General features: G+C 66.3%; 10 protein-coding genes. 2 read left to right on the top strand and 8 right to left on the bottom strand.

The annotated features are described in order from the left end of the window. Nucleotides 1–59: 59 nt before the first annotated feature. Complete coding sequence (locus AC4D14_RS13800) at nucleotides 60–725, bottom strand: NADPH-dependent F420 reductase (RefSeq protein WP_490903187.1); 666 nt, start codon at nucleotides 723–725, stop codon at nucleotides 60–62. Then, complete coding sequence (locus AC4D14_RS13795) at nucleotides 722–1,237, bottom strand: MarR family winged helix-turn-helix transcriptional regulator (RefSeq protein WP_490903185.1); 516 nt, start codon at nucleotides 1,235–1,237, stop codon at nucleotides 722–724. The genes AC4D14_RS13800 and AC4D14_RS13795 overlap by 4 nt, the downstream gene beginning before the upstream one ends. Nucleotides 1,238–1,398: 161 nt before the next feature. On the opposite strand from AC4D14_RS13795, the gene AC4D14_RS13790 reads away from it, so the two are divergent. Then, nucleotides 1,399–2,451: an LLM class flavin-dependent oxidoreductase gene (locus AC4D14_RS13790; RefSeq protein ID WP_490903183.1), complete on the top strand. Its 1,053-nt coding sequence runs from the start codon at nucleotides 1,399–1,401 to the stop codon at nucleotides 2,449–2,451. Between the two features lie 184 nt (nucleotides 2,452–2,635). Beyond that, complete coding sequence (locus tag AC4D14_RS13785) at nucleotides 2,636–3,844, top strand: NRAMP family divalent metal transporter (RefSeq protein WP_490903182.1); 1,209 nt, start codon at nucleotides 2,636–2,638, stop codon at nucleotides 3,842–3,844. A 6-nt stretch (nucleotides 3,845–3,850) separates the two neighbouring features. On the opposite strand, the gene AC4D14_RS13780 is transcribed toward AC4D14_RS13785, so the two are convergent. From AC4D14_RS13780 to AC4D14_RS13755, 6 genes are all read right to left on the bottom strand, one after another. Further along, the gene (locus AC4D14_RS13780) at nucleotides 3,851–5,431 is read right to left on the bottom strand and encodes a 5-oxoprolinase subunit B/C family protein (RefSeq protein ID WP_490903180.1); all 1,581 of its coding nucleotides are present in this window, start codon (nucleotides 5,429–5,431) and stop codon (nucleotides 3,851–3,853) included. A gap of 1 nt (nucleotide 5,432) precedes the next feature. Next, nucleotides 5,433–6,191, bottom strand: coding sequence for a LamB/YcsF family protein (locus AC4D14_RS13775; RefSeq protein WP_490903178.1), 759 nt, complete (start codon nucleotides 6,189–6,191; stop codon nucleotides 5,433–5,435). Nucleotides 6,192–6,271: 80 nt separating this feature from the next. Further along, nucleotides 6,272–6,520 (bottom strand): CDGSH iron-sulfur domain-containing protein, encoded by a 249-nt coding sequence (locus AC4D14_RS13770; protein WP_490903176.1) that lies wholly within the window; start codon nucleotides 6,518–6,520, stop codon nucleotides 6,272–6,274. Beyond that, complete coding sequence (locus tag AC4D14_RS13765) at nucleotides 6,517–7,551, bottom strand: iron-containing redox enzyme family protein (RefSeq protein WP_490903174.1); 1,035 nt, start codon at nucleotides 7,549–7,551, stop codon at nucleotides 6,517–6,519. The genes AC4D14_RS13770 and AC4D14_RS13765 overlap by 4 nt, the downstream gene beginning before the upstream one ends. Nucleotides 7,552–7,709: 158 nt before the next feature. Then, entirely contained in the window at nucleotides 7,710–8,183 is a 474-nt protein-coding gene (locus AC4D14_RS13760) for a DUF4383 domain-containing protein (protein ID WP_490903173.1), read from the bottom strand. Nucleotides 8,184–8,218: 35 nt separating this feature from the next. After that, nucleotides 8,219–9,100, bottom strand: a complete 882-nt coding sequence (locus tag AC4D14_RS13755; RefSeq protein WP_490903172.1) for a manganese catalase — start codon at nucleotides 9,098–9,100, stop codon at nucleotides 8,219–8,221. Nucleotides 9,101–9,372: the final 272 nt, after the last annotated feature.

Genomic DNA, 9,372 nt, shown 5'->3' with positions numbered 1-9,372 from the left:
GGTGGGTGCGGGCACTCCCGCAGGGTCCCTAGCGGTGTGACCGCGGACAGCGGTGCGGCCTAGGCCGCGGTCTTCTCGGTGAGGACCTGCGCGAACTGCTCCTCATTGAGCGAAGCGCCGAAGACCGGCCCGCCGGGTTCGAGGATCCGCCCCTCGCGGAGGCTGTCCAGCAGGACGGCGTCGTAGCCGATGTTCTCCACCAGGGCGGCGACCAGCTCCACCGCTCCCCGGTCGTCCCCGGCCACTCCGAGCGCCAGTCGATCCGCGGCGCCGGCCGGCCGGCGGTCGGCTTCGAGCTCGTGGTACCCGGCGTGGTTGAAGGACTTGACGACCCGCGCACCGCTGAGGTGCCGCTGGACGATTTCGCTGCTGCCATAGCGCGGGTCCTCGAACAGCTGCTGCGTGCCGTCGATGGGTGCCCAGTAGTTCATCAGGTCGACGACGACCTTGCCGGCAACCAGGGACGGGTCGAAGGTACTGAACTTGTGCAGCGGGATCGCCAGGATCACGATGTCGGCCTCGGCCGCCACCTGCGCGGGCCAGTCGGCCTTCGCTCCCGGAACGAGGATCTGGGTGATGAGGGCGATCTTCGCCGGGTCGCCGGACCCGGCGATGGAGACCGGGTAGCCGGCCTCGATGGCAACCCGGCCGATGGCCGGGCCGACATGGCCTGCTCCGAGAACGCCGATGCGGGGGAGGTTGGAGGCGGAAGGAGTATTGCTCATCGTGGGTCCCCCTTGGAGGAATTGGCTTCAAAGTGCTGGTGGAGTGAATCAAGGATGTCGGCGAGGTTCTCCAGCTGAGACGGCGTCAAGGCGTCCGAGAAGTGCTCCTTCACCGCCTGGAGCTGCGGCACCGAGGCACGCCGGAAGGCGTCGGCTCCGGCGTCGGCCAGCTGGACGAAGGCGCCACGGTTGTCCGTCAGGCATTCTTCGCGGCGCACCAGGCCCCGCTTCTCCATCCGCCCGATGTGGTGGGAGAGCCGGCTGCGCTCCCAGTTGATGGCCCCCGCCAGTTCCGAGGACCGCAGCTCGCGCCCGTCCGCTTCGGTCAGGGCCAGCAGGACCTCATAGTCCTGGCCGGACAGATTCGAGCTGCTCAAGACAACGCCCATGCGCCGGCGAAGTTCGGCCGTCATGTCGAGAAGATCCCGCCAGATGGCCAGCTCGGCGGCCGTCGGGCTGCGGCGCGCTGGATTGTGCTGCCGGTTTTCCTTGGCGGTGCTGTAAGCAGCCATGACTTCCCCTCCACGATTGATTGACATGTCCACTATATGTTCGAGTAGTTGATATGTCAACATCATGAGGCGCATTTCGCTTTGTTGACATGTCCATTACATAGGCCCTAGGCTTTCGGTAGTTGATACATCAACTACTAGCACCAGGCGTTGGAGACGAAATGGCTGAAATCCTCGAGCAGTACCCGATCATGATCGGCGTCGACAGTTTTGGCGACGTGACAAGAGGCAGCGACGGGGAGCTGCTCAGCCAGCCCCGCAGCATCCACTCCCTGGTGCGTGAAGGTGTTGTCGCCGAGGAATCGGGCCTCGATTTCTTTGGCCTCGGCGAGCACCACGTTGAGGAGATGCCCCTCTCTGCGCCCGACATCGTCCTGGCGGCCGTCGCCGGCCAGACCTCCCGCATCCGGCTCGGTTCGGCCGTCACCGTCCTGAGCTCGGATGACCCGGTCCGGGTCTTCCAGCGGTATGCGACACTCGATGCGGTCTCGCAGGGGCGGGCCGAAGTGATTCTCGGCCGCGGCTCCAGCAAGGAATCCTTCCCCCTGTTCGGCTTCGACCTCGAGGACTATGACCGCCTGTTCGAGGAGAAGCTTGAACTGTTCTCCCGGCTCCGGTCCGAGAAGCCGGTCACCTGGTCCGGCACCACCCGCCCCGCTATGGACGGCCTCGATGTCTTCCCGCGGACCACGGACGGCGCCTTGCCCACCTGGATCGGAGTCGGCGGGAACCCGGCGTCGGTTGTGCGCGCGGCGCAGTACGGCTTCCCCCTGATGCTCGCCGTGATCGGCGGCAATCCGGCACGCTTCGCCAAGCTGAGCGAGCTGTACCGGCAGGCGACCGCTGAGGCGGGCTTCGGTGAGCTCCCCATCGGGCTGCACTCCACCGGCCATGTCGCGGCCACCGACGAGCAGGCCATCGAGGAGTACTGGCCGACGTACGAGACCTTCCAGCTGGAGGCGCGCTACGAGCGGGGGTTCCCGCCCATCACCCGGGAATTCTACGAAAAGGAGATCGCCGTCGGCTCGCTTTATGTGGGATCCCCCGAGACGGTGGCACGGCGGATTGTCCGGAGCATGAAGGCACTGGGAGTGAACCGGTTCGACCTCAAGTACGGGCTGGGTCCGATGCCGAACGCCGTCCTCCTTGAGAACCTGCGCCTCTTCGGCACCGAAGTGGCCCCTCGCGTCCGGGATGAAGTGTCCCGCTCCTGAACCCCTCAATGGCGGCCAGCGCCGTCCGCCATTGAGGCCCCGGGCATTTTAGGAACCGGGGCTGAGGTTGTCGACGCCGGGCGGCCGTGGAAAAATCCCTGCCCCGGCGTAGCACCCTTTATACAATTTCCGCACGGGCATCCGGCGTCCGGCCGCTGCCTTCGGAGCCGAAGGTGGGATCGCCATGGCAACCGGCGTGAAGAGAACGGCCAATCCGCAGCGGGGCGCGCTTCTCGGCGCGATGTTCCTCATGGCCACCAGCGCTGTCGGCCCGGGCTTCATCACCCAGACGACTGCCTTCACTGTGACGCTGGGGGCGGCCTTCGCGTTCGCGATCCTTGTGTCGATCTGCGTCGACATCGCCGTCCAAATGAATGTGTGGCGGGTGATCGGAGTCACCGGCCGCCGCGCGCAGGAACTGGGAAATCTCGTGCTTCCGGGTGTCGGCTGGTTGCTCGCGGTCCTGATCTTCCTCGGTGGGATGGTCTTCAACATCGGTAATACCGCCGGTGCCGGTCTCGGAATCAACGCCATGTTCGGCGTCGACCCCAAGATCGGCGGAATTGTCTCGGCCTGCATCGCGATCGCCGTGTTCCTCGTCAAGCGTGCCGGGGCCGCACTCGACAGGGTGGTTGTTGTGCTGGGTGCCGTGATGATCCTGTTGACCGCCTACGTGGCAATCGTTTCCGGTCCGCCGGTGGGGCTTGCCCTCCGCAACGCGGTACTGCCCGAGCGGATCGAGTTCCTCGTTATCACCACGCTCATCGGCGGAACAATCGGCGGCTACATCACGTATGCCGGAGCCCACAGGATGCTCGACTCCGGAGTGACCGGGCCCGGAAATGTCGGGCAGATCACCAAGAGCTCGATCCTTGGCATCATTGTCACAGGCGTCATCCGGGTGCTGCTCTTCCTCGCCATCCTCGGGGTGGTGGCCGGAGGCGCCGAACTGGCAAGCGAAAACCAGGCGGCGGAGGCCTTCCAGATAGCTGCCGGGGAGGTGGGGCTGAGGCTTTTCGGGGTGATCCTGTGGTCGGCCGCGATCACCTCGGTCATCGGCTCCGCCTACACGTCTGTTTCCTTCATCACCAGCTCACGGACGAGCCCGCGGCGGCGGAACCTCTACACGTGCGCCTTCATCGCCGTTTCGGCCGTCATCTACCTGTTCCTGGGGCAGGCGCCGACGACGCTGCTGATCATGGCGGGCGCGGTGAACGGGTTGATCCTCCCGGTCGGGTTCGCGGTGATCCTCTGGGTGGCCTGGCGCCGCCGGGATCTCCTCGGCGGTTACCGCTACCCCAAGTGGCTGCTCATTGTGGGAGTGGCTGCGTGGCTGCTGACCCTCTTCCTCGGCTACCAGTCGCTGAGCGGCCTCGCCCAGCTCTGGGAGTAGCGCGGCTCAGAGCGTCGGTGCACGCTCCGGTACAGCGGAGAACCGGACAACCGAGCCGGGAGGCAGCTGGGCCACCCGGTCCAGGTCCTCGGCGATGACGACGGCGATCACCGGGTAGCCGCCGGTCACCGGGTGGTCGGCAAGGAACAGAACGGGAAGGCCCGACGGCGGCACCTGCAGGGACCCGGTGACCACACCCTCACTGGCAAGCTCACCGCTGTCACGACGGGTGAGTGGAGGACCGTCGAGGCGCACGCCGATCCGGTTCGATTGCACCGTCACCGACCAGGAGGCCTCGCACAGGCGTTGGAGCTCTCCTTCGGCGAACCAGTCGGCGCGCGGACCCGGGACGATTCTCAGCAATGCCTCGGTATCAAACTCGCGGGGCAGTTCGGCGGTTCCGACAGGGGAGCCCGCGTGGGCCTCCCCCACCGCAAGGAGCGTTCCGGCGGCCAGCGGCGGAGGCCCCAGCCCGGACAGGGTGTCGGAGCTCCGGCTGCCCAGGCTGGGGGCGAGATCCACCCCACCACGGACGGCGGTGTAGGAGCGCAGCCCCTTCGAGGGGAAGCCAACCTGAAGGGCCTCCCCCGCACGCAGCACGAAGGGAGCGCAGAGTTCGGCATTCCGCTCGGTGCCGTCCACGCCGCTGATCGTCAGCGGCACCAGCGCACCGGTCACGGCGATCACCTGGTCGGCCCGGGCTTCGAGGGTTAGTCCGCCGAAGACGGATTCGACGGCCGCGGCGCCCGGCGGATTTCCCACAAGCCGGTTGGCCTGGCGGAACGATGCCCTGTCGAGCGCTCCGGAGCCCGGGACGCCGATTGCCGCCAGTCCCGGCCTGCCCAGATCCTGGATCGTACTGGAAAGGCCCGGACTCGCGACGGTCAGCCCGCCGGCCGCCCCCGGTCCGGCAGCAGCCCCCGGCCGGTACCGGGGAGAGCCCGCCCCGCCCGCGGTCCTGATTGATCCCCGGACCGCGCGGAACCGCACGCGGTTTCCCGGCCGGACCAACGCCGGATTTTCCCGGGCGAGGTCCCACAGCACCGCGTCGGTGCGCCCGATGAGCTGCCAGCCGCCGGGAGATTCCCGTGGATAGACGGCCGAGAAATTGCCGGCAAGGGCAACCGCCCCGGCGGGCACGCTGGTTCTCGGGGAAGCGCGCCGCGCCACCTCGAGGCTTTCGTTCTCGCCCACGAGGTAGGCGAAGCCCGGGGAGAACCCCCCGAAGGCAGCGGTCCAGGTCTGGGCGGTGTGCGCTTCGACCACCCCCTGCTCGCTGAGCCCCGTGGCGCTTGCCACATCGGCGAGGTCGGCCCCGTCGTAAACCACCTCGATTTCAACGAGCGCGTCGTCAACCTCCGGGGAGGCCGAGAGGTCAAAGCCGCGGATGCGCCCGGCGATCCGCTCCGCTCCCCTGCGGCTTCCGGCGGTCACCAGGACCGTGCGGGCGGCGGCCACCACGTCGATCTGGTCGGGGTCCGGGTCGGCGTCCAGCTGCGCCTGAAGGCTCAGCACCTCGGGCAGCCCTTCGAGTTCGACGAGCACCGCGCGGTCGCCGACCGGGAGAAGGTTGGGAAACGGCGCCATCTCAGACAAAACCCGCTATTTCAACACCCGCATCGAGGAGCGCGTGCCGGACGGCGAAGGCCATCTCCACCGCCCCCGGGGTGTCGCCGTGGACGCAGATGCTCTCCGCCGCGACCGGGACAAGGGTCCCGTCGATCGCGCGCAGCCGCCCCTCGGTTGCGATGCGTAGGACGTGCTCAAGTACTTCGGCGTGGGTTGACAGCACGGCGCCTGGTTCCGTGCGCGGAACCAGCGTCCCGGCCGGGGTGTACGCCCTGTCCGCGAACGCTTCGACGACGGTGCGAAGGCCTGCCGCCCGGGCGGTGCGTTCGATCTCCGAATCCGGCAGCACGAGCAGGGGCAGGGAGGGGTCGACGTCCTTCACGGCCTCGACGACGGCGCGAGCCTGTCCCTGGTGGTGGACGATGGTGTTGTACAGCGCCCCGTGCGGTTTAACGTAGGCCACCTCCGTTCCGGCGGCCCGCGCAATGGCCTGGAGGGCGCCGATCTGGTACACCACGTCGTTCGTCAGTTCAGCCGGGGCCACGTCGAGGAAGCGGCGTCCGAAACCGGCAAGGTCGCGGTAAGCGGGATGGGCGCCGACCCTCACTCCGGCGCCGGCTGCCGCTGCGCAGGTGGCCCGAATGCCCGAGGGGTCGCCGGCGTGGAACCCGCAGGCCACGTTCGCGCTTGAGACGGACCGGATGATCGACGCGTCGTCACCGAAGGTCCAGTTGCCGAACGACTCGCCGACATCGCTGTTCAGGTCAATCGTCGTCATGCTGGCCGCCCTTCCCCCGTCGATGCATCAAGCTTGACGGAGGAGTGCCCGCGGTTCAATTAATTCCCGTCCGGGTCGACTCAGACGTCGGTCTTGAAGCCGATCAGCTTATGCGTTCCGTCGCAGTACGGCTTGAGCACCGACGCTCCACAGCGGCACAGGGCAACTGTCCGGCGGGTGCGGGGAAGCGGTTCGCCGTCGGCGCCAAGGATTTCAAATTCTCCCCGGACGAGCAGGGGCCCGTCGGGGCAGGCAACGATCGAGGCCTCGCCGCCGGCTGCCGCGGCGGGCCGCTCTCCGGGAAGCCCCGGCTCCTGGGTGTCGTTCATGCGGCGAAGGTCGGATCTGCCTGGAGCGATGAGCGTCCTGCCTTCCATGACTCCATGATGTGCAGGGTCATCCAGGAGTCGACAAGCAGTGCCGCCGCCGCACCGAAGATGACGTCCTCGAGCAGCCGGGGATCCGACTCAACAAGCCCGCCGGCAAGGTCGCGGCCGGCGATCTGCTCGTGGACGGCGTCGGCCTCGACGTGCTCGTCGAAGTATTCGGTGGCCTCCTGGGAGTAACCGAGGCGGCTGAGGCCGCGGGAGTAGAGGCGGTTGGGCTGGGAGGACGTCATTTCGTAGGCGGCCAGGTGGCCAACGATGGCTCCCCGAAGACGGCGGTTCAGGCCGAACAGCGACATCATGTTGTTGGCGGCGAGCGTGATCGCAGGCGCCGCGTCAAGGTATGCGCCGTAGCTGTCGTCGAGGTCAAGGGCGCGCAGGGTGCGGGCGAACAGCGCGGAGTGCATCCGGGCGGGTCTTCCGCCGCCGTACTCGTCGGCCTGGATTTCAACCATGGCGGCCTTGGCCCTCCCCGTGAGCCGGGGGATCGACCAGGTATGCGGGTCGGCTTCCTTGAGCTGGTAGATCGATTTGTGGATGAGGAATTCGCGCAGCTGGGCATCCGTCGCCTCCTTCGCGACGAAGCGGGACATGCTCGGGCCGGAGTCTTCACCCGTCATGCGGAACAGCTCGGCGGCCACCGCCTCACTGGTGGGCTCGGGCAGGTCCGCCGCGTGTACCGCCGCGCGGAGGCGGTCCTCGAACGCCTGCTGGAGTTGGGCGCGCACTCCGAGCAGCCCGGGGTTCCACTCCCATTCCTCATCGGCGCCGTCGATGCCGCTGTAGTGAAGTTCATAGAGGCAGAAGAGGCTCAGCTGCAGGTCGTCGTCGTAGACGATGTCCGATACCTCGGCCAGCGCTTTCTCCACCAGCACGGACAGCTGACGCAGGCGTTCATCGGCACCGGCCGGTCCGCCGGCAAGTATGTCGAAGAGGAGCGCGCTCACATCTCCGCGCGCGGTGGGCTGCTTCATCTAACACCCTTTCCTGTTTCGCCCAGATGGGCCTCGGCACAACACCAACACTAAGCGTACTTCGCTTTTTACGGCGAGCCGAAGCCGGTAACGCATCTCAGGGAGCCGCCTGTGGCGGCCCCCTGAGAAAAGCGGCGTCGGCGGAAGCCCGCCCGGCGCTAGAGACGGTTGGCACTCCTGCTGCCCGAGGTGCGCGTGCTCTTCTTCCCCAGCAGCAGGGCGAGCGCAATCATCCCTACTCCGAGGAAGAGGTGGAGCCAGTCGTCCGCATTGTTGAGCGGGACGAAGTTGGCTGCCGTCTCGTGCCCGACGAACAGGCCGTAAAGCCAGAGGACAAGGTAGATTACCCCGCCATACAGCAGATAGCTGCGGGCGCCCGCGATTGTCTTCGCCAGCGCCAGCCCCGCAACACCGAACAATAGGTGGACGATGTTGTGGAGTACCGACACCTGGAAGAGTCCGAGCAGCAGGGCCTCCGACTGGTGACCGGCGAACCGCAGGGTGTCGTAGTTGGTGGTGACGCCGGGAATGAAACCGAGAACCCCGATGAGGAGGAAGACGGCGCCGACCGCCTGGGCCGCCTTCTGCACGCTCGTCTTGCGGTCCACCGCATTATTCCGTGCTGATGTCATTGCTCTCTCCTTTGCATAATTGGCGGAACGTTGAGTCATTCGCGGTTCAGTTTGTCTTGGACGGCCCCTGCGGCCTTTTCAAGCACATTTGGAACCTCTGTGGTTCCGTAGAACCGCGCGTCGGGCCGCGTCGGCGCAGGCAGCGGAGCGCTTGTCGTCGGCCCGTCGTGGTAGGAAAACTCCCCGTGCCCGTCCGGTGTCGGACCCGAGGTCCAGCTCCCCGTTGAAGCGGCTGCGCCGTCCGAGAAGTTGAGGTACTGGTAGGAGACGCTGCGCTCCTCCTTCGCGAGCGGAAAGTTGCTGGGGACCGGAAGCTCCTCGAACTTCTCCTCCTGCAGCTCCCGGGCGGCAGCGATCCACTGGTTCTGATGCATCGTGTCGCGTGCCAAAAGGAAGGACAGCATGTCCCGCACGCCGTGGTCGTCAGTCATGTGGTAGAGCCGGGCCACCTGCAGGCGGCCCTGCATCTCCGCGTTTGCATTGGCAGTGAAATCGGCGAGGAGGTTGCCGCTCGCCGTGACATAACTGCCCTGCCAGGGGTTGCCGTTGCTGTCCACCGGACGCGCTCCGGCGCCGGCCACGATGGCCTGCTGCATGTCGGTTCCGCCGATGACCGCGGCCACCGCCGGATCGGACTGGACGGCGTCGCTGGTGATGCCGAGGGGCGCCTTTTCGAGCAGCTGCGCAATCATTGTCGCAAGCATCTCAACGTGTCCGAATTCCTCTGCACCGATACCAAAGAGCAGGTCCCGGTATTTTCCGGGGATGTGGGCGTTCCATGCCTGAAAGCTGTATTGCATGGCAACGGTTATCTCGCCGTACTGGCCCCCGAGAACCTCCTGGAGTTTCCGGGCGTAGACCGCATCGGGCCTGTCAGGACTGGCTTTGTACTGAAGCTCCTGCTTGTGAAAAAACACAGACTCGCACCTCCCCATCCCGGCCCGGTCCTATTTCGATGAACCCACCCCGGGCGGGGCGGCGCCCGGACCTCTTGATTCGAGGCTATGCCCTGAGTAGCATCTTCGAAAGATAATAAGCGTGCTTATTTTAAGCTTGCAATTATCGCCGAACGGCTTGCATGAGTAAACTAAGCATGCTTAGCTTTAGGAAGTAAGTCTGGTGGGCAACCGTCGGACGAACAGATCAGAACACGATGGAGCATCCGTTTTACCGGCAATATCAACGTAAG

The sequence above is a fragment of the Arthrobacter sp. TJ-254 genome, assembly GCF_058269175.1.
The sequence above is the reverse complement of the archived record's forward strand: the minus strand, read 5'-3'. Positions and strand labels throughout refer to the sequence as shown.